The organism is Halovulum sp. GXIMD14794, from assembly GCF_054457455.1.
In genome coordinates this window covers 74,603-97,253 of the sequence record NZ_JBTLNF010000006.1, presented here as the reverse complement: position 1 = coordinate 97,253, position 22,651 = coordinate 74,603, and the positions used below count along the sequence as shown (strand labels likewise).

At 66.0% G+C, this 22,651-nt stretch carries 23 protein-coding genes; 18 read left to right on the top strand and 5 right to left on the bottom strand.

Features of this window, described 5'->3' with window-relative positions:
- The first annotated feature begins 4 nt into the window (after positions 1-4).
- Both ACW9UR_RS15265 and ACW9UR_RS15260 read left to right on the top strand, forming a co-directional pair.
- The gene (locus ACW9UR_RS15265; RefSeq protein ID WP_458917908.1) at positions 5-781 is read left to right on the top strand and encodes an ABC transporter permease; all 777 of its coding nucleotides are present in this window, start codon (positions 5-7) and stop codon (positions 779-781) included.
- Positions 781-1,536 carry an ABC transporter ATP-binding protein gene (locus tag ACW9UR_RS15260; protein WP_458917907.1) on the top strand — a complete coding sequence of 252 codons (756 nt, stop codon included), beginning with the start codon at positions 781-783 and terminating at the stop codon, positions 1,534-1,536. The genes ACW9UR_RS15265 and ACW9UR_RS15260 overlap by 1 nt, the downstream gene beginning before the upstream one ends.
- Before the next feature lie 102 nt (positions 1,537-1,638).
- On the opposite strand, the gene ACW9UR_RS15255 is transcribed toward ACW9UR_RS15260, so the two are convergent.
- Positions 1,639-2,604, bottom strand: coding sequence for a sodium-dependent bicarbonate transport family permease (locus ACW9UR_RS15255; protein WP_458917906.1), 966 nt, complete (start codon positions 2,602-2,604; stop codon positions 1,639-1,641).
- 99 nt (positions 2,605-2,703) lie between these two features.
- Here ACW9UR_RS15255 and ACW9UR_RS15250 point away from each other — a divergent pair, with 99 nt between their 5' ends.
- Positions 2,704-3,627, top strand: coding sequence for a LysR substrate-binding domain-containing protein (locus ACW9UR_RS15250; RefSeq protein WP_458917905.1), 924 nt, complete (start codon positions 2,704-2,706; stop codon positions 3,625-3,627).
- A 4-nt stretch (positions 3,628-3,631) separates the two neighbouring features.
- Here the strand turns inward: ACW9UR_RS15250 and ACW9UR_RS15245 are convergent, their stop codons facing one another.
- From ACW9UR_RS15245 to ACW9UR_RS15235, 3 genes are read right to left on the bottom strand one after another with little or no spacing between them, the layout of a single operon-like run.
- Complete coding sequence (locus tag ACW9UR_RS15245; protein WP_458917904.1) at positions 3,632-5,119, bottom strand: tripartite tricarboxylate transporter permease; 1,488 nt, start codon at positions 5,117-5,119, stop codon at positions 3,632-3,634.
- Between the two features lie 10 nt (positions 5,120-5,129).
- Positions 5,130-5,600, bottom strand: coding sequence for a tripartite tricarboxylate transporter TctB family protein (locus ACW9UR_RS15240; protein ID WP_458917903.1), 471 nt, complete (start codon positions 5,598-5,600; stop codon positions 5,130-5,132).
- Between the two features lie 52 nt (positions 5,601-5,652).
- Complete coding sequence (locus ACW9UR_RS15235) at positions 5,653-6,624, bottom strand: tripartite tricarboxylate transporter substrate binding protein (protein ID WP_458917902.1); 972 nt, start codon at positions 6,622-6,624, stop codon at positions 5,653-5,655.
- A 207-nt stretch (positions 6,625-6,831) separates the two neighbouring features.
- Between ACW9UR_RS15235 and ACW9UR_RS15230 the strand changes: the two genes are divergently transcribed.
- Positions 6,832-7,461 (top strand): trimeric intracellular cation channel family protein, encoded by a 630-nt coding sequence (locus ACW9UR_RS15230; protein ID WP_458917901.1) that lies wholly within the window; start codon positions 6,832-6,834, stop codon positions 7,459-7,461.
- On the opposite strand, the gene ACW9UR_RS15225 is transcribed toward ACW9UR_RS15230, so the two are convergent.
- Positions 7,458-8,447: an ester cyclase gene (locus tag ACW9UR_RS15225; protein WP_458917900.1), complete on the bottom strand. Its 990-nt coding sequence runs from the start codon at positions 8,445-8,447 to the stop codon at positions 7,458-7,460. The genes ACW9UR_RS15230 and ACW9UR_RS15225 overlap by 4 nt on opposite strands.
- 135 nt (positions 8,448-8,582) lie before the next feature.
- Here ACW9UR_RS15225 and ACW9UR_RS15220 point away from each other — a divergent pair, with 135 nt between their 5' ends.
- The 14 genes from ACW9UR_RS15220 to ACW9UR_RS15155 all read left to right on the top strand — a co-directional run bounded on the left by ACW9UR_RS15220 (position 8,583) and on the right by ACW9UR_RS15155 (position 22,645).
- Positions 8,583-9,632: an ABC transporter ATP-binding protein gene (locus tag ACW9UR_RS15220; protein WP_458917899.1), complete on the top strand. Its 1,050-nt coding sequence runs from the start codon at positions 8,583-8,585 to the stop codon at positions 9,630-9,632.
- 50 nt (positions 9,633-9,682) lie between these two features.
- A complete protein-coding gene (locus ACW9UR_RS15215; protein WP_458917898.1) occupies positions 9,683-10,903 on the top strand; it encodes an ABC transporter substrate-binding protein in 1,221 nt (406 codons plus the stop codon).
- 73 nt (positions 10,904-10,976) lie between these two features.
- On the top strand, positions 10,977-11,999 hold the full coding sequence (locus ACW9UR_RS15210; protein WP_458917897.1) for a carbohydrate ABC transporter permease: 1,023 nt from the start codon (positions 10,977-10,979) through the stop codon (positions 11,997-11,999).
- A complete protein-coding gene (locus ACW9UR_RS15205; RefSeq protein WP_458917896.1) occupies positions 11,999-13,153 on the top strand; it encodes a carbohydrate ABC transporter permease in 1,155 nt (384 codons plus the stop codon). Before ACW9UR_RS15210 ends, ACW9UR_RS15205 begins: the two co-directional genes overlap by 1 nt.
- A gap of 121 nt (positions 13,154-13,274) precedes the next feature.
- Entirely contained in the window at positions 13,275-13,814 is a 540-nt protein-coding gene (locus ACW9UR_RS15200) for an ester cyclase (protein ID WP_458917895.1), read from the top strand.
- A 16-nt stretch (positions 13,815-13,830) separates the two neighbouring features.
- Positions 13,831-15,159, top strand: coding sequence for a histidinol dehydrogenase (gene hisD, locus ACW9UR_RS15195; RefSeq protein ID WP_458917894.1), 1,329 nt, complete (start codon positions 13,831-13,833; stop codon positions 15,157-15,159).
- Positions 15,160-15,169: 10 nt separating this feature from the next.
- Positions 15,170-16,255, top strand: coding sequence for an ester cyclase (locus tag ACW9UR_RS15190; RefSeq protein ID WP_458917892.1), 1,086 nt, complete (start codon positions 15,170-15,172; stop codon positions 16,253-16,255).
- Complete coding sequence (locus ACW9UR_RS15185; protein ID WP_458917891.1) at positions 16,255-17,019, top strand: SDR family NAD(P)-dependent oxidoreductase; 765 nt, start codon at positions 16,255-16,257, stop codon at positions 17,017-17,019. Before ACW9UR_RS15190 ends, ACW9UR_RS15185 begins: the two co-directional genes overlap by 1 nt.
- Position 17,020: 1 nt before the next feature.
- A complete protein-coding gene (locus tag ACW9UR_RS15180) occupies positions 17,021-18,040 on the top strand; it encodes a LacI family DNA-binding transcriptional regulator (protein ID WP_458917889.1) in 1,020 nt (339 codons plus the stop codon).
- A complete protein-coding gene (locus ACW9UR_RS15175) occupies positions 18,037-19,011 on the top strand; it encodes a nuclear transport factor 2 family protein (protein ID WP_458917887.1) in 975 nt (324 codons plus the stop codon). Before ACW9UR_RS15180 ends, ACW9UR_RS15175 begins: the two co-directional genes overlap by 4 nt.
- A 144-nt stretch (positions 19,012-19,155) precedes the next feature.
- Positions 19,156-20,121 (top strand): cupin domain-containing protein, encoded by a 966-nt coding sequence (locus ACW9UR_RS15170; protein ID WP_458917885.1) that lies wholly within the window; start codon positions 19,156-19,158, stop codon positions 20,119-20,121.
- A gap of 18 nt (positions 20,122-20,139) precedes the next feature.
- Positions 20,140-21,258 carry a cobalamin-independent methionine synthase II family protein gene (locus ACW9UR_RS15165; protein WP_458917883.1) on the top strand — a complete coding sequence of 373 codons (1,119 nt, stop codon included), beginning with the start codon at positions 20,140-20,142 and terminating at the stop codon, positions 21,256-21,258.
- The gene (locus ACW9UR_RS15160; protein ID WP_458917881.1) at positions 21,258-21,950 is read left to right on the top strand and encodes an alpha/beta fold hydrolase; all 693 of its coding nucleotides are present in this window, start codon (positions 21,258-21,260) and stop codon (positions 21,948-21,950) included. Before ACW9UR_RS15165 ends, ACW9UR_RS15160 begins: the two co-directional genes overlap by 1 nt.
- Positions 21,950-22,645, top strand: coding sequence for an RraA family protein (locus ACW9UR_RS15155; RefSeq protein WP_458917879.1), 696 nt, complete (start codon positions 21,950-21,952; stop codon positions 22,643-22,645). The genes ACW9UR_RS15160 and ACW9UR_RS15155 overlap by 1 nt, the downstream gene beginning before the upstream one ends.
- Positions 22,646-22,651 lie beyond the last annotated feature (6 nt).

Below are 22,651 nucleotides of genomic sequence, written 5' to 3'. Positions count from 1 at the left end.
TCCCATGCCGTTGAAGACGATACTCACCTCGAGACGCCTTTTCCTGGGCGTCTTGTCGGTGGCGACGGTGATCCTGGCCTATGTCTGGGTCACCAACCAGCCGGACAACAACCCCGCGCTGCTGCCGCCGATCCGCGACATCGGGCAGTCCTTCGTGACCAACCTGACCTCGGGCAGCCTGCTGACCGCGCTGGGGGCGAGCCTGTTCCGCATCGGCATGGGCTTCCTGATCGGCACCACGCTGGCGCTGGCCCTGGGCTGCCTCATCGGTTGGTACCGCAATGTCGAGTACATCTTCGATCCGCTGATCGAGGCGGTGCGCCCGATCCCGCCACTGGCCTATATCCCGATCATCATCATCTGGTTCGGCATCGGCGAGTTCAGCCGGGTCCTGATCATCACCATCGCCTGTTTCATGGTCTGCGTGGTCAACGTGATCGCCGGTATGAAGAACGTGCCGCAGGTCTACGTGGATGCCGCCTCGACCATGGGCGCCAGCCGCTTCCAGGTGTTCCGCACCGTGGCGGTGCCCGCGGCGACGCCGTTCATCATCACCGGCTACCGGATCGCGCTGGCCGCCGCCTGGACGACGCTGGTCGCGTCGGAACTGCTGGCGGCGCAGAACGGCCTTGGCTTCCTGCTGCAGGAGGGCCGGCGTTATTTCCTGACGGACCAGGTCATGATGATCATCATTATCATCGGCGCCTGCGCATTCATCATGGACCGCATCTTCCGCAAGATCCAGGCGCGGCTGATGCAATGGTCGGAGGCTCGCGAGTAATGCCCGAAATCATCGTCGATCACCTGACCCACACCTTCGGCAAGGGCACGCCCGACGCGCTGACCGTGCTGGACGACATCAACCTGACTTTCGAGTCCGGCAGCTTCAACGCCATCGTCGGAACCTCGGGCTGCGGCAAGTCTACGTTGCTCAAGATGATGGCCGGGCTGTTCGATCCGACCGACGGGCGGATGACCCTGGACGGGGACATCATTCGCGGCACCGACCGGCGCCGGGGCATGGTGTTCCAGCAGGATGCGGTCTTCCCCTGGATGACCGTCGCCAAGAACATCAGCTACGGGCCCCGCCTGCGCGGCGCCAGCAAGGCCGAGCAGCGCGAGATCGAGGCCAAGTGGACCGAAATGGTAGGCCTCAAGGGCTTCGAGGACCGCTGGCCGCGCGAGCTGTCGGGCGGTATGCGCAAGCGCGTCGACATTGGCCGGGTCTATGCGAACGATCCCGACGTGCTGCTGATGGACGAGCCCTTCGGCGCGCTCGACGCCCAGACCAAGGAGCGGATGCAGTCAGACCTGCTCGACGCCTGGAGCAAGTCGCGCAAGACCGTGATCTTCGTGACCCACGACCTCGAGGAGGCGATCTTCCTCGCCGACAAGATCGTGGTGATGTCGGCCCGTCCGGGCCGCGTCCGCCACATCGAGGAGGTCAGCCTGCCGCGCCCCCGCACCGACGAGATGCGCCTGACCGATGAGTTCATCGCCATCAAGCGCCGCTTGTGGGAGATGCTCGATCACTGAGCAAGATGTGCCGCGCTGAGCCGCGTACCGTCGCGGCGGGTGAGGAGATACGGGGCGGCGAATTCGCCGCCCCGTGCATCTTTTGATCCCCTTGAAGTGGGCTCAGCCGACAGCCAGCCAGAGGTATAGCGGCAGGCCAATCGTGATGTTGAACGGGAAGGTCACGCCCAGGGACATCGTCAGGTATATTCCGGACTGAGCCTGGGGCAGGGCAATCCGCATCGCGGCCGGGACCGCGATATAGGAAGCCGAGGCCGACAGCACCATCAGAAGGAAGGTGCTTCCGGGCTGGAGGCCGATCGCGATCCCTGCGACCCAGGCCAGCGCCGCGCCGATCAACGGCATCATCAGGCCAAACCCGAACAGTCCGGCGCTGAGCATGTGCCGGTTCTGCATCAGGCTCCTGCCCGCCGAAAGCCCCATGTCCAGCAGGAACAGGCAAAGGATGCCTGTGAACGGGGTCACGACGAACGGGGCGATCATCTCCATCCCCTTGTCCTTGGTCACGGCACCGATGAGGAAGGCGCCGACGAGCAGCAGGATCGAACCGTTGGCCAGCAGATCGCGGACCGGGACCGAGCCGCTGGTGCGATCGTCCGAGAAGCGGTGGACGATCCACAGCGCCGAGAGGATCGCGGGCACCTCCATGGTTGCCGCGACCGCCACCATATAGCCATCCGAGGCGATACCGGCGAGGTCCAGCAGGCTTGAGGCGGCCACGAACGTTACGATCGAGATCGACCCGTAGTGCCCGGCGACCGCCGCGGCGTTCAGCGTGTCCAGCCGCGTGACGGTGCGTAGCAGCGTGAAGGCGATGAACGGAATCGCGAAGGACAGCAGCACGCCGGCCCCGATGGTCACGAACAGATCCGGCCGCAGGCCATGCTCGGCAAGGCTGTGCCCGCCTTTGAAGCCGATTGCCAGCAGCAGGTAGAGCGACATGAATTTCGCCGCGCCCTCGGGGATCGACAGGTCGCTTCGCAGGAACGCAGCCGCGAGGCCAAGGACGAAGAACAGGATCGTCGGGACAAGCAGGTTTCCGGCGAGGGTGTCGATGACGGCAGGCATGATCTGGCTCCGGTTTCGTTGTGCCTGCGCCTGTTGCCCGATTGGAATGGATTGGATAAATACTATCTTACTTCGTTAAACATAAATTGAAGCTATGTAATGAGACCCACGCTGCGGCAACTCGAGTATGTCGTCACCGTACAGCGGCTCGGCCGCTTCGGCTTGGCAGCCGAGGTTCTGAACGTCAGCCAGCCGAGCCTTTCGGCACAGGTGGCCGCGATCGAGGAGGAACTCGGTATCCGGTTGTTCGACCGGTCCCGGAGCGGTGTTCAGATTACCGCCAAGGGCGAGGAGTTCGTGCGGCGGGCGCAGCGGATTCTCGCGGATGTGCAGGACCTGCGCAGCGCGATGACAACGGCGCTGCCGTTCGCCGGACGCTTGCGCCTCGGCGTTTTGCCTTCAATAGGGCCTTACTTGTTGCCCCAGGCGGTCCGCCGCATCCACAAACAGCAACCCGACTTGCGGGTCATCGTGCGCGAGGAGAACACGCTGGATCTCGAGGATGGGCTGAAGACCGGTCGGTTCGACGCGATCATCTCGACGCCCGAGGATCATCCGAACAGCTTTCAGCGGCGGCTGTTCAACGAACGGCTGTCGGTCGCCGTGGCCACCGATGACCCCCTCGCGGCGCGGGATGCGATAGGCGCGGAAGACCTGACGGGGCGGCGGCTGCTGACGCTAGACAACGGACACAGGCTGTCACGGATCGTCTATGCGCTGGCTGCGGCGAGTGGCGGGGTCGTGTCTGACGAATACGAGGGCACCAGCCTCGACTCGATCCTGCTGATGGCGGCGACCGGGGCTGGGGTGGCCGTGATCCCCGAACTCTTCGCCAGCCGCCAGGCGCGCTATCGCGAGGAAGTCGTGGTGCGCGAACTGCTGATGGAAGACGCGCACCGGGACATCGCGCTTCTGTTCCGCCGCGAGGGCGCCCCGGGCGAGGGGCACAGGCTGCTGACCCAGACATTGCGCGACGTGGCAGGACAACTGAATCTGGCCCCGCCGCGCCAGCAGACGCTCTGACGTATCAGGCTTGCGCGCCAGCACGGCTGCGGCGCAGCGCGATCCGGATCAACGGGATCGCCCAGAGCAGCAGCGTCGCGATGCCGAGGCCGGCCGCGATGGGGCGCTCGAAGAAGGCCAGCAGGTTGCCGTCCGCCTTGATCATCGAGGTGATGAAGTGCTTCTCGATCATCGGACCGAGGACCAGGCCCAGGATCGCGGGGGCGAGTGGGATCTCGTTCTCTTCCATCAGGAAGCCCGCGACGCCGAAGGCCAGCATGATGATGATCCCGGCGGGCGAGTTGTTGATCGCGAACGAGCCGACCATGCAGAACACCAGGATCACCGGCATCAGGATGCGCTGCGGCGCGGACAGCAGCCGACCGGCGGCGTGGATCGCCATCCAGCCGATCGGCAGCATCAGCAGGTTTGCCAGGATGAAGACCATGAAGATCGCATAGATCATCTCGGGCTGCTGGATGAACACCATCGGGCCCGGGTTCAGGCCTTTGACGAACATCACGCCGATGACGATGGCGGTGATCGTGTCTCCGGGGATCCCGAAGACCAGCGCCGGGATCCACGCACCCGAAACCGCGCCGTTGTTCGAGGCCCCGGCCTCGACCAGTCCCTCGACATGGCCGGTGCCGAACTTTTCCGGCTCGCGCGAGAATTTCTTGGAAACCGCGAAGGACACCCAGGCGGCGATGTCCGCGCCTGCGCCGGGCAGGGCACCGATCAACGTACCCGTGCCCGCGCCGCGCAGGGTCTGCTTGGGATAGCGGCGCAGCAGGGCGAACTGCGGGCGGAAGATCGGGCCCTTGACCGGCGGGATCCGCGCATCGACCGACCGTTTGGTGTAGGAGCGCATGATCTCGGACAGGGCGAAGAGGCCGATCATGGCGGGGATGAACTGGATGCCGGCCAGCAGCTCGATCGAGCCGAACGTATAGCGCGCCGCGCCCGAGGGGTTGTCCTGCCCGACCAGCGAGGCCGAGAGCCCGATGAAGAGCGACACCAGCCCCAGGATCGGCGAGCCCGCCGAGACGAAGACCGCGCTGGAAAGGCCCAGCATGACCAGCCAGAAATACTCGAAGGACGAGAACGCCAGCGCGATCTCGGCCAACTGCGGCGCCGCGAAGCTGAGCACCAGCGTGCCGAGGATCCCGCCGATGGCCGAGAAGAAGAGGCACGCGCCTAGCGCCTCGTTCGCGCGGCCCGCCTGGCTGAGCCGGTGCGCGTCCTCGACATAGGCGGCAGAGGCGGGGGTGCCGGGCATTCGCATCAGCGTGCCCGCAATGTCGCCGGCGAAGATCGCCATGCCGGTCGCCGCGACGATCGAGGCGATGGCGGGCACCGGGTCCATGAAGAAGGTGATCGGCACCAGCAGCGCGGTCGCCATCGAGGCGGTCAGGCCGGGGATCGCGCCCACGAACATACCGAAGCAACCGGCGAGAAAGACGGTCAGCAGCACGTCGGGCTGCATCACGATGGCGAATGCCTGTGCGAGCATCGGGCGGCCCCTACCAGAGCAGGGCTTCGAGCGGGCCGCGGGGCAGCGGCACCAGCAGGAAGCGGCTGAAGACGACATAGACGGCGACGGAGGCGATGACCGAGACCACCAGCGCGGGCAGCAGCCGGACCTTGCCCAGCAGCATCAGCGCGAGCAGCAGCGTGCCTGCCACGGGGATGAAGCCGATCGGCTCGGCGGCGACGATGTAGACGACGACGCCCAACAGCACCGCGAGCACCGCCAGCCCTTGCCGCCCCCGCGCCCAGTCAGCGCGGGCGAAGCGCTGCCGGTCGGCGCCCTGCCGCCAGCCCTGTAGCAGCAGCGCAGCACCCAGCAGAATGCCGAAGCCGCCGACCACGCGCGGCATGGTGCCGGCGCCATAGGCCTGCCCGGGCAGGGAGGGGTAGGCGAAGGAGGACGCGATCAGGGCAATCCCGCCCAGCACGACCAGAAGGCCAAGAAACAGCCTGTCCGCTTTCATCCGGAGTATCCGTCAGGTGCGGCGCGTCCCCGAAGGGACGCGCCAGCCGTGTTTACTGGACCAGGCCCGCGGCCTTCAGCACCTCGCCGAAGGACGTGTCGGACTTGGCGACGAATTCCACCGCCTGATCGGACGGCAGATAGACCGCGCCCAGCCCGCGACCGGACATGAAGTCCTGGTACTCGGCGCTGTTGAAGGCCTTCTCGACGGCCTCGGCCAGTTTCTGCTTCACGTCGTCGGGCAGGCCCTTGGGCGCGAAGACGCCGCGCCAGGCGGCCAGGGTCCAGTCGGCGCCGGTAGCCTCTTTCAGGGTCGGGACGTCCGGGTAGGCGGGGTGGCGCTCGGTGCCCATGGTCGCCAGCGGGACGATGCGCCCGGCCTCGATCATGGTCTGGCCCTCGGGCAGCGAGGCGGTGACGATGTCGACGCCGCCCGCGACCATGTCGGTGATCCCCGAGGCCGCGCCGTCGCTCGGCACCCATTTCACATGGCCCGCGTCAAGACCCTGCGCGACCATCCAGCCGGCCAGCGCCACGTGCCAGATGCCGCCCTGCGCCGTGCCCGAGCCCGAGAACGTGCCCGCCGGTTCGGCCTTGATGGCGTCGTTCAGCGCCTCGATGCTGTCGTAGTCGGAGTTGGCCGAGACCATGATCCCCGCCGGGTCCTGGTTGACCAGTGCGATGATGTCGTAGTCCTCGTAGGTCAGGTCGGTGAGGCCTTGCCAGTGCATCATCGCGATCTCGACCGTGGCGAGACCGATCGTGTGGCCGTCCGGATCGGCGGTGGCGATGGCCGAGTGGCCGACGACGCCCGAGCCGCCGGTGCGGTTGACCACGTTCACCGGCTGGCCCAGGTCTTCCTGCATGACGGTCGCGAGGATCCGCGCCACCGCATCGGTGCCGCCGCCCGCGCCCCAGGGCACGACCATTGTCATCGGGCGCGAGGGGAAGTCCTGCGCGACGGCGGCGCCGCCGAGCGTCAGCGCCAGCCCGAGGGCCGCCGCGGTTTTGTGGTACAGGTTCATGATGTCCTCCTTAAGGGTCGGCGGTTATGGCTCCGCCTCGTCGAAAAATCATGACGACTGCCCGAAACTCCCCAAGGGCGTCGTTCACGTGAACAGTCACAGGTCGCGACCATTCCGTCAAGCGGGTATACCGGTGCGCAGGCGGAGCCTCTGGGCGGAGCCGCACCGGACTGCTAAAGGCATCCGGATGCAAGCGCGGAGGACGGCATGAACGCGGTCGAGATCCTTGATTATTCGGGCGTCGCCCTGTTCGCAGCGACGGGTGCGCTGGCGGCTTCGCGCAAGCAGCTGGACATCATCGGTTTCGTGTTCCTGGCGGCGCTGACGGGAACCGGTGGCGGTACGGTGCGGGACCTGGTGCTGGACGTGCCGGTGTTCTGGGTGGCGCAGCCGGTCTATATCCTGGTCTGTGCGGTGACGGCGGTCTGCCTCTATTTCACGGCACACCTGGCGGAATCGCGGTACCGCTGGCTGTTGTGGCTCGATGGCGCGGCACTGGCCGCATACTGCGTCTTCGGAGCGTACAAGGGGCTGGCCGTGTCCGGCTCGGCGGTGATCGCCGTGGTCATGGGAATGCTGACCGGCACGCTTGGCGGGATCCTGCGCGACGTGCTCTCGGACGAGCCCTCGGTGCTGTTGCGGCGTGAGATCTACGTGACCGCGGCGGGCGCGGGCGCTGCGGTCTTCGTGGTCGCGGACGCCTTGAATGCACCGCTGGCGCTGGCCGCGTTCGCGGGCTTCGCCTCGGCGTTCGCCCTGCGGGCCTGCGCGCTGGCGCTGGACTGGCAGCTGCCGACCTACCGCTCCCGTCCCGGCAGGCCGGCGGACAAGATCTAGGCGTCGATCTCGTTCGAGCGGGCGATCAGGTCGACGCCCATCTGCGCCAGCAGCTCGGTGTAGTCGAGCATCACCCAGTTCTCCATGATCCGACCCTCGGCGCAGCGGTAAAAATCCATCACCCGCAGCGTCAGCGCGCGGCCGTCGGCCTCCTGGCCGAGGTAGTCCCCCTGGAAGGTCATTGTCATCGAGGGCCAGCCCGACACCGCCGCATAATTGCCGTCCCCGATCCGGCAGTAGTGGTTGCCGCCCTTGCGGTCGGGGAAGGCGCGCAGGAACGCCTCGCGGTGATCCTTCACAAACCCCTCCCAGCGGTAGTTCGAACCGATCCCGGCCGGCCCGTACCACATCATGTCCTCGTGCCAGGTGCCGCCCTGGCCGGTCTGCGCTTCGGAGCCGAAGGTCTTGGGGTCGAAGACGTGAAGCGCCCCGAGCATTCGCTCGACCACGTCGAGGCTGGCTTCGCCATCGCCGACCTGCGGCAACACGCCGTCATGGGTGGCGGGGCCGGGGAACAGGGTCTCCAGCCCGTAGGAGAAGGGCAGGGGGAAGCGCCCGGCCTGGCGCATCAGGTCGGGCAGGTCGAGGATGATCCGGGCCTGCGAGATGCGGCCATTCTCGATGCGGTAGAACTCGCCCGCACGCAGGAAGGCCAGGTGATCCGAGGGTCGGATGCCGAACAGCGGCGCGGTGAAGTTGCCGAGGTAGTGCGTCACGCTGGCAACCCATTCTCCGCCCTCGGCCCGGCGGTTCGGACCGCCGATGAAGATCTCGTCGCGGCGGCGGGCATGGGACAGCGCCGCGCGCAGCGGCAGCAGAAAGCCCTCGAGCACCGCGTCGGGGCCGGTGAGCCGCTCGACCGGGGCCGAGACGTCCCAGGTGCAATCCGGCGTCAGCGCCTTTGCGACAAGGGCCGGAAGCTCTGCCTCGGGGGCGGAGATCAACGTGTTGAGAATGTGATGGGAAGTGCTGCGGAAGTCGGTCAAGACGCGCCTCTCGGGCTGATTTTTGCAGACGAATGCAAAAATGCTTGCCACGAATCGAACGCTGCGTAAAGTTGCTTTGAATACGAATGCAAAAACGCGTCGATTCCACCGGCACCCATGACAGGGAGTGCGTACATGGCTGAAATCCAGCTGCGCGACATCACGAAGCGCTGGGGGCAGTTCGTCGGGGTCAAGGACCTGAACCTGACCATCGCGGACCGTGAGTTCCTCGTGCTGCTCGGCCCGTCGGGCTGCGGCAAGACGACGACGATGCGGATGATCGCGGGGCTCGAGGACGCCACCGACGGCGATATCATGATTGGCGGGCAGCGGGTCAACGACCTCGACCCGAAGGACCGGGACATCGCGATGGTGTTCCAGAGCTACGCGCTCTACCCCAACATGAACGTCTACGAGAACATCCGCTTCCCGCTGAAGGTCCGGAAGATCCCCGAGGCCGAGCATGACGACCGGGTGAAGCGTGCCGCCGACATGGTCGAACTGGCCGAGTTCATGCACCGCAAGCCCTCGGAGCTGTCGGGCGGCCAGCGCCAGCGCGTGGCCCTGGCCCGCGCCATCGTGCGGGAACCCAACGTATTCCTGATGGACGAGCCGCTGTCGAACCTCGACGCGAAGTTGCGGGTTTCGACCCGGGCGCAGATCAAGAACCTGAGCCACGAGCTGAAGGTCACGACGATCTATGTCACCCATGACCAGATCGAGGCGATGACCCTCGCCGACCGCGTCGTGGTGATGGAAAAGGGCGTCGTGCAGCAGGTCGGCACCCCGACCGAGATCTACGACAACCCCGCCAACACCTTCGTCGCCAGCTTCATCGGCAGCCCGGCGATGAACCTCATGGAGGGCACGCTGACCGGCGGCGTCTTCGAGGGCCGCAACGTGCGGATTGCCGGGCTGAGCGCTCCGGACGGTCCCGTGACGCTGGGCTTCCGCGCCGAGGATGCCGCGGTCGGCGGCGGGTCCGAGATCACCGCGCCCGTCTACACGATGGAGCTGCTTGGCGACGCAACCATGGTCACCGTCAAGGCAGGCGGGGCGATGGTCTCGGTCAAGGCGCCCAAGGATTTCCGGGCAGAGATCGGCGAAGAGGTCGCGATCTCGATCCCGGCAGGTATATGCCATCTGTTCGATGCGCAAACCGGGGCACGGCTGAACGCCGCCTGACGCCTCGCTATCGGCGGCCGCGTTCCGCCCCACAACAGGGAGACTGCAACATGAAGATGAAGGCATTGATGTTGGCCGGCGCCATGGCGCTGACCTCGACCACCGCCTGGGCGGCCTGCGGGTTCCAGAACGAGGTTCCCGTGAAGTCGCTGACGGCCGGGTTCGAGGCCTGGAAGTCGGTGACGGACGCGATGGCGGAGTGCGGCAACTTCGAAGCCGAGCTCGACCAGGAGTTCCGCACCAAGCAACCGGCGGCCTTCGCGGCAAGCCCGGCGCTCTACCAGCTCGGCGGGGTTTCCAACGGCACCATCACGCCCTTGATCAACGAAGGCACGATCCGTCCGCTTGACGATCTGGTCCAGAAGTACGGCACGCATCTGAAGCCGAACCAGCTGATCCGGATCGACGGCAAGATCATGGCCGTCGCCATGATGGTGAACACACAGCACCTTATGTACCGCGCGGACATCTTCGAGGAACTGGGGCTTGAGGTCCCGACCACCTATGACGAGGTTCTCGAGGTCGCGGCCGCGATCCAGGAGGCCGGCGTCGTCGACTATCCGCTGGGGGCCACCATGCAGTCGGGCTGGAACCTGGCGCAGGAGTTCAACAACATGTTCGTCGGCTACGGCGGCAGCTGGTACGACGACGCGGGCAACCCGACCGTCAATAACGAGGCTGGCGTTGCCACCCTCGAGATGCTGAAGGCGCTGAGCGCCTACATGGACCCCGAGTACCTGTCCTCGGATTCCACTTATGTCCAGCAGCAGTTCCAGCAGGGCAAGATCGCCATGGCGAACCTCTGGGCCAGCCGGGGCGGAGCGATGGACGACGAATCCGAAAGCACCGTGGTTGGCAAGGTCGAAGGCGCAGCCGCGCCGCTGGCCGCCGATGGTAACCCGCCGGCAACCACGCTCTGGTGGGACGGTATCGTGATCGCCAGCAACACCTCGGACGAAGAGGCCGAAGCCGCGTTCCGGCTGGCGATGGAGGGCATGGATACCGAGATGGTCACCGCCCACAACAACGATGCGATCTGGCTTGTCGACGGCTACCAGCCGACCCGTCTGGCGCAAGGCGCCATCGCGACGGCGACCTACAGCCCGCCGCCCCCGGCCTATCCCTCGACCACGCAGATGGGCCTGATGCACTCGGCGCTCGGCAACCAGCTTCCGGGGTTCTTCACCGGTGAACGGACGGCCGAAGAAGCCCTGGCCGCCGTCGAGGCGGAATACGTCACCGCCGCCAAGGAAGCCGGCGTCCTGAAGTGACGCAGCCGCCCGCCCCGGCACGACCGGGGCGGGACCACCCGATCCGCTCACCATTCATTGCAGGGGCTGGCCCATGAAGTTCAAGACCTTCGCCGCCTTCGTCGCGCCTTCGGTCGTGATGATGCTGCTGTTCATCGCCGCCCCACTGGTCAGCGTGTTCCTTCAGAGCTTCTACCTGACGCAGCCGGTAATCGAGACCGTCGAGGTCGAGACCTGCACCCCTGGGTTTCTCGAACAGACCTGCGTCACCGAGACCCGAACACAGCCGCAGCTGGACGAAAACGGCAAGGTTATCACCACGACCACATTCGTCGGCCTGCAAAGCTACAAGAACGTGCTGGAGCCCGCCCGTGCCTGGGATGCCATCGCCAGTTTCGACTACGGCGGGCTGATGAGCATCGACTTCTGGCGGGCGCTGCGCTTTACGCTGACTTTCACCTTCATCACCCTGCCATTGGTGATCCTCGTCGGCCTCGCCATTGCGCTGGCCGTGAACAACACCACCAAGGCGATCCGGGGCCAGGTGATCTTCGTCTCGCTGCTGCCCTTTATCATCACCCCGGTCATCGGCGCGCTGTCGATCCGCTGGCTGTTTGTCGGCGACGGTATCCTGACGCGGATGATCGAGGGCTGGACAGGCGAGGATATCGCCGTCTTCGCTCAGGGTTGGTCGATCGAGCTGTTGATGCTGTTCTACCGGGTCTGGCACGTCGCGCCATTCGCCTTCGTCGTCTTCTACGCCGGGCTTCAGGGCGTGAACCAGGACGCGGTCGAGGCGGCGATCATCGACGGCGCCTCCCGGTTCGAACGGCTGCGCTATGTCGTGATCCCGCACTTGATGCCGTTGATCGTGTTCATCGCGCTCATTCACCTGATGGACGCCTACCGCGTCTTCGAGGAGGTCATTGGCTTCCGCTCTGAAGCGCATGTGATTTCGCTGCAGTATCTGACCTACGACCTGCTGACGCCGGATGACGCGGGCAACCGCTCGGTCAGCCGGGCCTCGGCCTCGGCGATGCTGACCATGGTCGGGATCGTCATCCTTCTGATCCCGCTGCTGCGCCGGACCTGGCGCGACCACAAAGGGGCCCATTGATGTCGTCCACGCCCAAAGCCCTGCGCCAGCCGCTGTCGCTGCGCCTGTCATCGGCCGCCTTCCTCGCCTTCTGGTGCCTGCTGGCCGCCTTCCCGATCTTCTGGATCGCGGTGATGAGCTTCAAGGTGCCGATCGACGCCTTCGCCGCCAATCCCCTGGCCGTTGTCTTCGGCCCCGAGACGCGGGCGCAGGGCAAGGGCCTGACAGCGCTGGATATTCTGGCGCTCGGCGGGCTGGTCTGGCTGACCTACCGCGCCGCTGTGCGTGGCTTACCGGTGATGGTCGCCAAGCTGGGCGCGATGATCCCGCCGGTGCTGGGCTGGGTCGTAGCGGTCGCCTGCCTCGGCCTCGGCTTCGTACTGGCCGGTTTCGTGATCCTGCCCGCCATCATGGGTGTGCTGAACTCCGCGCTCGGGCTGGAGCCGCTGCTTGGTGTCACCGCAGAGCATTACCAGGCCGTCTGGGTCGATAACGCTTTCTGGCGCAACTTCGTCAACTCGATACAGGTGACGCTGGGTGTGGTGCTGGTCTCGCTGACCGTCGGCACGCTGGCGGGCTATGCGTTGGCGCGGGCCGGGTCGAACCTGGCATTCTGGATCCTGATCGCGGCGCTGATCTTCCGGGCGCTTCCGCACTCGGTACTAGTCGCCGGCTACCTGCCCGTCTTCATCAACTCCGCCGAGATCCTGCGTCCGATCCTGGGCGAGAACGCGCCCACGCTCTACGGTCAGCCGCTGGCCGTGATCGCCGTGCTTGTGGCCATCAACCAGCCGTTCACGATCTGGATGCTGCGCAGCTTCTTCCAGAACATCCCGGCGGAACTGGATGAGGCTGCCCGCGTCGACGGCTGCACCCATTTCCAGGCCTTCCGCTGGGTTATCATGCCGGTCATGTGGCCGGGCGTCATCACCACGGGTCTGTTCAGCTTCCTGCTGGGTTACAACGACTTCCTCGTGACCTCGCTGCTGCTGGACCAGTCGAACATGACAATGGTTCCGGCCATCGCTGGCTATTTTAACCGCGAGACCACGACCACCGACCAGGTCGAGGCCGTCGCCGCCGCCGTCTCGATCACCGCGCCGCTGTTCCTGCTGGTGATGGTGTTCCAGCGCCAGATCGTCAGCGGTCTGACCGCGGGGGCGGTGAAGGGATGAGCCGGCATTTCCGCATCTCCGGCATGTCGCGCCATCCGGCGCTGAACCGGCTGCCTCGCGACTTCATCCTGGGCCCCGTCAGGTTTCGACGGACAGGCATTCAGGATGAAAGGACAGGACAATGAAGGGCTCCAGACCCGAACAGGCCGCGCTGAGCCGTGGCACCGACATGAGCAAGACCGAGGAAACCCGCGCCGTCATCGAGGGCATGGTGGACGGTCTCAACGATCACCGTATCGACGACATCGGCCAGTTCTTCGCGGAAAGCTTCCGCTGGATGGGCAACCAGGGCTGTGGGACCAAGACCGGCCTGCGCGAGTTCCAGGACAATTGGCAGCGTCCGTTTCAGGCCGCGTTCAAGGACAAGACCTGCATCGACGAGGCGCGGCTCTTCATGGGCGAGTGGGCCGCTGCTTTCGGCCGCCAGGAGGCCACCCACGCGGGCGAGTTCATGGGCGTCGCCCCGACCGGGAAGCGGGTCGAGATCCGCTACATGGACTTCTGGAAGGTCGAGGACGGCCGCATCACCGACAACTGGGTGATGGTCGATTTCCCCCATGTACTCGCCCAGCTGGGCGTCGACGTCTTCAACGGAGAGGGCTGGGAGGCCTTCGACCGCGGCGAGAAAGTGCCTCCGCGCCCCGAGAGCGCAACGGCCTGAAGAGGAAACCGGGAAAATGACGATCGAGTACCTGAAACGCGGCAAGCCCGAGGCCGACCGGGCCGAAGATGACGCCAAGGTCCGGGCGGTGGTCGAGGCCACGCTGAAGGACATCAAGGCGCGCGGCGACGACGCCGTGCGTGAGCTGAGCGAGAAGTTCGACAAGTACACGCCTGCCAGTTTCCGCCTGACCCAGGACGAGATAGACGCCCTGATCGGCCAGCTCTCCGAGCGGGAACTGGCCGACATCAGGTTCGCGCAGGAGCAGGTGACCAAGTTCGCCCAGGCGCAGCGGGACTCGATGCTGGATATCGAGGTCGAGACCATGCCCGGCGTGATCCTCGGCCATCGGAATATCCCGGTGCAGTCGGTGGGCTGCTATGTCCCCGGCGGCAAGTTCCCGATGGTCGCCTCGGCGCACATGTCGGTCGCCACCGCCAAGGTCGCCGGCGTGCCGCGCATCATCGCCTGCACGCCGCCATTTGGGGGCAAGCCGAACCCGGCGGTGATCGCGGCCATGCACCTCGGCGGCGCGCACGAGATCTACGTGCTCGGCGGAATCCAGGCGGTCGGTGCCATGGCCATCGGCACCGAGAGCATCGAGCCGGTGCACATGCTGGTCGGCCCCGGCAATGCCTTCGTCGCCGAGGCCAAGCGGCAGCTTTATGGCCGGGTTGGCATCGACCTGTTCGCCGGTCCGACCGAGACCATGGTGATCGCCGACGAGACCGTCGACGCCGAGATGTGTGCCACCGACCTGCTGGGCCAGGCCGAGCATGGCTACAACTCGCCCGCCGTTCTGGTGACGAACTCGCGCAAGCTGGCCGAGGAGACGCTCTCCGAGATCGACCGGATCCTCCAGATCCTGCCGACCGCCGAGACCGCGCGGGCCAGCTGGAACGACTACGGTGAGGTGATCCTCTGCGGCAGCCATGACGAGATGCTGGAGGTCGCGAACGACATCGCCAGCGAGCATGTCCAGGTGATGACGGACCGCGACGATTGGTACCTGGAGAACATGCACAGCTACGGCGCGCTGTTCTTGGGGCCACGCACGAACGTGGCGAACGGCGACAAAATAATCGGCACCAACCACACGCTGCCGACCAAGAAGGCCGGGCGCTATACCGGCGGCTTGTGGGTCGGCAAGTTTCTGAAAACCCACAGCTACCAGAAGGTCACGACGGACGAGGCCGCGACGCTGATCGGCGAGTACGGCTCGCGTTTGTGCATGCTGGAGGGCTTTGTCGGCCATGCCGAGCAGTGCAACATCCGGGTCCGGCGCTATGGCGGGGTCAATGTGCCCTATGGCGCGCCGGCACCCTATCGCGAAGCGGCGGAATAAAGGGGCCTTCATGGCCCCGCCCACACATTTGAACAAGACGACAACGATGGACATTCACAACGAGAACAAGGCCCTGATCGCTCCGTTGCGGGAGGCCATGTACAATTTCGACGAAACCGGTGTGCGCAAGGCGCTGGCAGAGGTCTGCGGTACCGACGCGCTGTTCCGCCTGTGCCACCCGTTCGGCGACAGCACCGGGCCTGAGGCGTTCTACGATACCGCCTACAAGGCGCTCTTCGACGCCTGGCCGGACCTCGAGCGGCGCGATTACATCGTGATGGCGGGCCCTGACGAGTTCGGCGCCGACTGGGTGGGCTGCGGCGGCTACTACACCGGGGTCTTCACCGGACCTTGGCTGGACATCCCGCCGACCGGCCACCAGGCCACCATGCGGTTCCACGAGTTCTTCCGCATCGAGAATGGCAAAGTGGTCGAGTTCCAGGCGCTTTGGGACATTCCCGAGGTCATGCTCCAGGCGGGTGCCTGGCCGATGGCGCCCAGCCTCGGGCTGGAATTTCACGTCCCCGGACCTGCGACGCAGGACGGTTTCGTGCGCGGGCCTTATGACGAGGCGAAGTCGCTGGCGACCCGGCAGCATATCATCGACATGCTCGAGCACCTCAAGAAGCACCCGAGTCAGGGCGGACCCGAGGTGATGGAGATGCCGAAGTTCTGGCACGAGCGCATGAACTGGTACGGGCCAAGCGGCATTGGCACCGGGCGCGGCTATGCGGGGTTCCGGAACTGGCACCAGATCCCGTTTCTGAACGGGATGCCGGACCGGGGACAGTATCTCGACGAGATCACCTACCATTTCTTCGGCGACGGCGATTATGCCGCCGTGACCGGCTGGCCGAACATGATCCAGACCGTTACCCATGACGGCTGGATGGGCATTGCGCCCGCAGGCAAGCGGATCACAATGCGCAGCCTTGATTTCTGGCGGCTGGAGAACGGTCGGATCCGCGAGAACTGGGTGTTGGTCGACCTGCTCGATGCCTATCGCCAATTGGGCGTCGACGTGTTCGCCCGCCTGCGCGAGTTCAACAAGGCGCGCAACATTGGCCGGATCGACATTCCGGACGGGATGAGCTGATGGCCCTGCCGCAAACACCTTCGTTCCGTCTCGATGGCCGCCGCGCGCTGGTCGCGGGGGCTTCGTCCGGCATCGGCCGCGCTTGCGCCGCCGCGCTGGGGCAAGCGGGGGCCGAGGTCTGGCTGGCGGCGCGCGGCCGTGACAAGCTCGAGGCGCTTGCTGGGGAGTTCGCCGCGGAGGGGTTGACCGCGCATGTGCTCCCGCTGGACGTGGCCGACGTCGCCTCGGTCGAGGCGACGGTGGCGGCGGAAGGCCCGTTCGACGTGCTGGTGAACTCGGCCGGGCTGGCGCGGCATTCCCCGGCGCTGGAAACGGCGCCGGAGGACTTCGATGCGGTTTCCGACCTGAATGTGAAGGGCGCGTATTTCCTGACCCGCGCGGTGGCGCGCGAGCTGGCCGAGGCGGGAAAGCCCGGCAGCCTGATCAACATCTCCAGCCAGATGGCGCATGTCGGCGGCATCGACCGGGCGGTCTATTGCGCCACCAAGCACGCGGTCGAGGGTTTCACCAAATCTATGGCGATCGAATGGGGTCCGAAGCGGATTCGCGTCAACACGATCTGTCCGACCTTCATCCGCACCCCGCTGACCGAGGGAACTTTCGCCAACCCCGACCGGGTGCGCTGGATCGAGGAGAAGATCAAGCTCGGCCGCGTTGGCGAGGTCGAGGACATCATGGGCGCCGTGGTCTATCTGGCCTCTGACGCATCTTCGCTGGTGACGGGCACTTCGCTGCTTGTCGACGGCGGCTGGACGGCGGACTGAGATGAACGAGAAGGTCACATCCAACGACGTTGCCCGTCTCGCCGGTGTCAGCCAGTCGGCGGTCAGCCGCGTGTTCACCCCCGGCGCCAGCGCCTCGAAGAAGACCGTCGAGAAAGTACGCGCCGCCGCAGAGAAGCTGGGCTATCGCCCCAACGCGTTGGCGCGCGGGCTGATCACCGGGCGCACCCGGATGATCGGGCTGGTGGTCGCCTATCTCGACAACCAGTTCTACCCCGAGGCGGTCGAACGGCTGAGCCGCGCGCTACAGGCAAGGGGCTATCACATCCTCGTCTTCATGGCGGGGAACGAGACGGACAACATCGCCCAGGTCGTGCAGGAACTGCTGGATTATCAGGTCGAGGGAATCGTCACCGCCTCGGTCGCGATGTCGAACGATCTGACCGCGCGCTGCGACGCGGCCGGTATCCCGGTGGTGATGTTCAACCGTGGCCAGGAGGACCGGCGCCTGTCCGAGGTCACCTCGGACAATTTCGGCGGCGGGCGGCTGGTGGCAGAATACCTTGTCGCCGGCGGGCACGAGCGCATCGCGCATATCGCGGGCTGGCAGGGGTCCTCGACCGGGCGGGACCGCGCACGAGGCTTCACCGAAGGCCTTGCCGCGCTGGGACGCGCGCCGGTCGCCGTGGTCGACGGCATGTACAACCGCGAAAAGGCCATCACAGTGGCGCGCGAGATGTTCTCGGGCGCGGGCCGCCCCGACGCGGTCTTCGTCGGTAACGATCACATGGCGTTCGCGGTGATGGACGTGCTGCGCCACGAACTGGGCCTGTCCGTGCCGGGAGACGTTTCGGTCGTCGGCTATGACGACGTGCCGATCGCCGGCTGGCCGGGTTATGACCTGACCACCGTCCGCCAGCCCGTGAACCGTATGGTCGAGGCGACGGTGAACGCGCTTGTCGCGTTCATCGAGGGCGACGACGACGAACCTCACAAGATCCGCATTCCCGGCCCGCTGATCCAGCGCGGCTCGGCGCGCAAACCCGAAGGATGGACCCCGTGAAAGGCTTCGACCCGAAGTTCAAGGATTTCCCCGATTACATCATCGGGATCACCAAGGAGATCTGGGAGGATCGCGGCATCGCCACGCTCCACCAGTATTACGCCCCCGATATCGTGGTGCGCTCTCCGGCCTCGGTGGTGCAGGGCAACCAGGGCGTCATCGGCGCCACCATGGCAACGCTGGCCGAGTTCCCGGACCGCACCCTTCTGGGCGAGGACGTAATCTGGTCGGGTACGCCGGAGGAGGGGATGCTGTCCTCGCACCGGCTGCTCTCGACCGCGACGCACCTGGGCGACGGCGCTTATGGAAAGGCCACCGGCAAGAGCCTCGTTTACCGGATCATCGCGGACTGCCACGCCATCGACAACCAGATCAACGACGAGTGGCTGATCCGCGACCAGGGCGCGATCGTGCGCCAGATGGGGTGGGACCCGGTCGAGTTCGCCCGCGACCAGATCGCCCGCGAGGGCGGCCCCGAGGCCTGCGTGAAGCCGCTGACGCCGGCCAACGACATGGAAGGGCCCTACAAGGGGCGCGGGAATGACAACGAATGGGGCGCGAAATATGCCGACATCCTGACCCGGATCATGGATGCCGATTTCACCGTGATCGGTAAGGAATACGACCGCGCCTGCCAGCTGGAATACCCGGGCGGCGTGACCGGTCACAGTTGGAGCGATGCCGACCGGTTCTGGATGGGACTGCGCGCGTCCTTCCCGGATGCCACGTTTACCGCGCATCACGTGATCGGCCGTGAGGACCCGATGATGCCGCCCCGCGCCGCGATCCGCTGGAGCCTACACGGCAAGCACTCCGGCTGGGGCACGTTCGGCACGCCGACCGGCGCCGAGGTCTACGTCCTTGGCCTGAGCCATGCCGAGTTCGGCCCGTGGGGCTTGCGCCGCGAGTACACGCTCTTCGACGAAACAGCGGTCTGGAAGCAGATCCTTCTACAGAGCGGGGCGCTCTGATGACCCTGCGCCAACATGAGGCGCTGCAGCGCCTTCACGGTTTTTTCGCCAGCCGGCGCGCGCGGCGGCTGAATTTGCGTCCTCCCGGGCGGCGGACCCTTTCCGCCTGACCAGACCCACGCGAATTCGACAAGGAGCCGAATAATGACACCGCAAGACATGGAAGCCCGCACCGTCCGCTACGGCGACCTGCAGCCCTGCCGCACCGCCTTCATCGACGCCCACACGCCGGGTTCGAACCAGAAGGAGAATTTCACCATCATCGGCGGCGGCGTCAGCGAAAGCACCGACCAGCACGTGCACATCACCATCCCGCACGGCTTCAACATCGGCGCGGCGGGGCAGCCTCCGAAGTGCCGTAACTCGCTGCACAGCCACCGCACGGCGGAGGTGTTCTTCGTGCTCAAGGGCCGGTGGCGCTTTTTCTGGGGTCGCTGGGGCAACGCTGGCGAGGTGGTGCTGGAAGAGGGCGACATCTTCAACATCCCCACGGGCATTTTCCGCGGTTTCGAGAACATCGGAGACGACTACGGGATGATCATGGCGATCCTCGGCGGCGACGATGCCGGCGGCGGCGTGATCTGGGCCCCGCAGGTGATCGAGGACGCCAGGGATCATGGGCTGGTGCTCTCCGAGAAGGGCAAGCTCTACGACACGAAGAAAGGCCAGTCGCTACCCGAGGGCGAGGGGCCTATGCCGGTTCTGACCGACGAGGAGCTGAAGGCTTTCCCCGAGCCGACTACGATGGAGGTCGTCGGCGGCTACGTGCGGCGCTACTGGGACATGGTCGCGATCTCGGACAAGGCGCCCGCGAAAGTGATCGGCGAACAGGCGATCATCCGCGACAAGCCGGGGTTCGAGGTCGACTTCCTGACCCGTCCCTCGGCCCAGACCGAGAAGACTGCCTCGGACCATCCGACCGTGCTGATGCCGGTACGCGGCCATTGGCGGGTGGAATGGGACGGCGGCGCTGCTACGCTCGCGCCGGGTGACACCATGAGCGTGCCCGAGAACCTGGCCTACACGGCTGTCCCGTCGATGACCGGTGAAGCGGCGCTCTACCGCGTCGTGGGCACCGAGGATCCGGCCGGGCTGACCTGGAAGGGCTGAGCCGGAAAGGAACCAGACATGTCGATCCTCACCACCCATGTCGGCAGCCTGCCTCGCACGCAGGAGGTCGTGGACTTCATATTCGCCCGCGAGAGGAAGGAGGACTACGACCCCGCCGCCTTCGACGCCTGCATGACCAAGGCGGTTTCCGACACCGTGCGCAAGCAGGTGGAGGCGGGGATCGACATCGTCTCGGATGGCGAGACCTCGAAGATCAGCTACGCGACCTACGTCAAGGACCGCTACACCGGCTTCGACGGGGACAGCCCAAGGAACGCACCTGCGGACCTGAAGCTGTTCCCGAAGTTCCTCGAGCGGCTGGCGAACGACGGAGGCACGCCGAAATACGCCAGGCCGATGTGCGTGGGCGAGGTGACCTCCAAGGGGCAGGGCGAGCTTGAGAAGGACATCGTCAATCTCAAGGCAGCGATGGCCGAGCACGGTGCGAAGCGCGGTTTCATGAACGCGGCCAGCCCCGGCGTGATCTCGCTGTTCCTGCAGAACGGCTACTACAAGACCCGCGAGGCCTATCTGGCGGCGCTGGCCGACGCGATGAAGGCCGAATACGAGACCATCGTCGCCTCGGGGCTGGACCTGCAACTCGACTGCCCCGACCTGGCGCTGTCGCGGCACATGCTGTTCACGGACCTCAGCGACGAGGAGTTCGTTAAGGTCGCGGACTCTCATGTCGAGGCGCTGAACCACGCGCTCTCGGACATCCCGGCCGAGAAGGTACGGATCCACATTTGCTGGGGCAACTACGAAGGCCCGCATGTCTGCGACATACCGATGGCCAAGATGTTCGACACGCTGATGGCGGCGCAGGCGCGGTATGTGCTTTTCGAGACCTCGAACCCGCGCCATGGGCACGAGTGGACCGTGTTCCGCGACCGCAAGGCGGACATTCCGGAAGATAAGGTGCTGGTGCCGGGCGTGGTCGACACGACGACCAATTTCGTCGAGCACCCCGAGCTCGTCGCCCAGCGGATCGCGCGTTTCGTCGACATCGTCGGCGCCGAGCGGGTGATCGCCGGGTCCGACTGCGGCTTCGGCACTTTCGCGGGCTTCGGCGCGGTCGATCCGGACATCGCCTATGCCAAGCTGAAGGCCTTGGCCGAGGGGGCGGCGCTGGTCTGATGACCCCGCTCGTCCTGCTGCCCGGCATGATGTGCGACGGGCGTCTCTGGGGGCCGCAGATCGCGGCGTTCGGCGGCGACCGCGCGGTGCATCTGGCGCCGATCTCGAATCACGGCAGCACGCAGGCCCTGGCGGCCGAGGTGCTGACCCACGCTCCGCCGCGGTTCGCGCTGGCGGGGCTGTCGATGGGCGGTATCGTGGCGATGGAGGTGCTGGCACAGGCCCCCGAGCGGGTCGCGCGGCTGGCGCTGCTCGACACCAACCCGCGCGCCGAAGTGCCCGATGTGCAGGCGCGGCGCGGGCCGCAGATCGAGCGTGCCCGGCAGGGCGGCCTGCGCGCAGTGATGCGGGACGAGATGAAGCCGAACTACCTCGCCGATAGTCCAGACAAGCAGGCAATCCTCGATCTCTGTATGGACATGGCCATGGGGCTTGGACCGGAGGTCTTTGAACGACAGTCCCTGGCCCTGCGCGATCGCCCCGACCGGCAGGATGCGCTACGCGCGGTGACCGTGCCGACGCTTGTGCTCTGCGGAAGGGAGGACAGGCTCTGCCCCATCGAGCGGCACGAGTTGATGCATGGGTTGATCCCGGGATCGCGTCTGGAAATCATCGACGGTGCCGGGCATTTGCCGGTGCTGGAACAACCTGAAAAAACAAACGCGGCGCTGCGCCGCTGGCTGGAGGAATGATGGACGAGGCGCTTCTGGACCTGCTGAAATCGGTCGATACCCCGACGGTCTGCAACGCGATCGAGGTGGTCGAGGGTAAGCGCGGCTTCGGCCGCTTCACCCGCGGCACCATGCTTTGCTCGGAGCCCGAGAGCGGCGCCATCGTCGGGTTCGCGCGGACCGCGAAGATCTCCGCGATCGAGCCGCCGACCGAGGCTCCGGATGTGATCCGCGCGCGGCGGATGGAGTACTACCGCTACATGGCCGAAGCTCCGAAACCGGCGCTGACGGTTATCGAGGACCTCGACGGCGCGAACGCCATCGGCGCTTTCTGGGGCGAGATCAACACCACGATCCATAAGGGCTTCGGCCTCGCCGGCGTGCTGACCAACGGTGTGATGCGCGACCTGGGCGACGTACCCTCGGGCTTCCCGGTCATCGCCGGCTCGGTCGGTCCCAGTCACGGGTTCGTACACGTGCGCGAACTGGACACGCCGGTCACCATATTTGGCCTGGCCGTTGCGCCGGGCGAACTGGTCCATGCCGACCGTCACGGCGCACTGGTGATCCCGACCGAGTACATCCCGCAGATCGGCGAGGCGGTTCGCAAGTTGATGGCGACCGAGAACATCATCCTCGACGCTGCGCGCAAGCCCGGCTTCGATTTCGCCAGCTTCGAGGCGGCCTGGACGGCGTTCGAGAAGGCGCGGACCTGAGCGCGC

Excerpts from the sequence above, each read along its gene's own strand:
- ACW9UR_RS15265 (WP_458917908.1), top strand. The coding sequence starts at position 5 with ATGCCGTTGAAGACGATACTCACCTCGAGACGCCTTTTCCTGGGCGTC.
- ACW9UR_RS15260 (WP_458917907.1), top strand. The coding sequence starts at position 781 with ATGCCCGAAATCATCGTCGATCACCTGACCCACACCTTCGGCAAGGGC.
- ACW9UR_RS15255 (WP_458917906.1), bottom strand. The coding sequence starts at position 2,604 with ATGCCTGCCGTCATCGACACCCTCGCCGGAAACCTGCTTGTCCCGACG.
- ACW9UR_RS15250 (WP_458917905.1), top strand. The coding sequence starts at position 2,704 with ATGAGACCCACGCTGCGGCAACTCGAGTATGTCGTCACCGTACAGCGG.
- ACW9UR_RS15245 (WP_458917904.1), bottom strand. The coding sequence starts at position 5,119 with ATGCTCGCACAGGCATTCGCCATCGTGATGCAGCCCGACGTGCTGCTG.
- ACW9UR_RS15240 (WP_458917903.1), bottom strand. The coding sequence starts at position 5,600 with ATGAAAGCGGACAGGCTGTTTCTTGGCCTTCTGGTCGTGCTGGGCGGG.
- ACW9UR_RS15235 (WP_458917902.1), bottom strand. The coding sequence starts at position 6,624 with ATGAACCTGTACCACAAAACCGCGGCGGCCCTCGGGCTGGCGCTGACG.
- ACW9UR_RS15230 (WP_458917901.1), top strand. The coding sequence starts at position 6,832 with ATGAACGCGGTCGAGATCCTTGATTATTCGGGCGTCGCCCTGTTCGCA.
- ACW9UR_RS15220 (WP_458917899.1), top strand. The coding sequence starts at position 8,583 with ATGGCTGAAATCCAGCTGCGCGACATCACGAAGCGCTGGGGGCAGTTC.
- ACW9UR_RS15215 (WP_458917898.1), top strand. The coding sequence starts at position 9,683 with ATGAAGATGAAGGCATTGATGTTGGCCGGCGCCATGGCGCTGACCTCG.
- ACW9UR_RS15210 (WP_458917897.1), top strand. The coding sequence starts at position 10,977 with ATGAAGTTCAAGACCTTCGCCGCCTTCGTCGCGCCTTCGGTCGTGATG.
- ACW9UR_RS15205 (WP_458917896.1), top strand. The coding sequence starts at position 11,999 with ATGTCGTCCACGCCCAAAGCCCTGCGCCAGCCGCTGTCGCTGCGCCTG.
- ACW9UR_RS15200 (WP_458917895.1), top strand. The coding sequence starts at position 13,275 with ATGAAGGGCTCCAGACCCGAACAGGCCGCGCTGAGCCGTGGCACCGAC.
- hisD (WP_458917894.1), top strand. The coding sequence starts at position 13,831 with ATGACGATCGAGTACCTGAAACGCGGCAAGCCCGAGGCCGACCGGGCC.
- ACW9UR_RS15190 (WP_458917892.1), top strand. The coding sequence starts at position 15,170 with ATGGCCCCGCCCACACATTTGAACAAGACGACAACGATGGACATTCAC.
- ACW9UR_RS15185 (WP_458917891.1), top strand. The coding sequence starts at position 16,255 with ATGGCCCTGCCGCAAACACCTTCGTTCCGTCTCGATGGCCGCCGCGCG.
- ACW9UR_RS15180 (WP_458917889.1), top strand. The coding sequence starts at position 17,021 with ATGAACGAGAAGGTCACATCCAACGACGTTGCCCGTCTCGCCGGTGTC.
- ACW9UR_RS15170 (WP_458917885.1), top strand. The coding sequence starts at position 19,156 with ATGACACCGCAAGACATGGAAGCCCGCACCGTCCGCTACGGCGACCTG.
- ACW9UR_RS15165 (WP_458917883.1), top strand. The coding sequence starts at position 20,140 with ATGTCGATCCTCACCACCCATGTCGGCAGCCTGCCTCGCACGCAGGAG.
- ACW9UR_RS15160 (WP_458917881.1), top strand. The coding sequence starts at position 21,258 with ATGACCCCGCTCGTCCTGCTGCCCGGCATGATGTGCGACGGGCGTCTC.
- ACW9UR_RS15155 (WP_458917879.1), top strand. The coding sequence starts at position 21,950 with ATGGACGAGGCGCTTCTGGACCTGCTGAAATCGGTCGATACCCCGACG.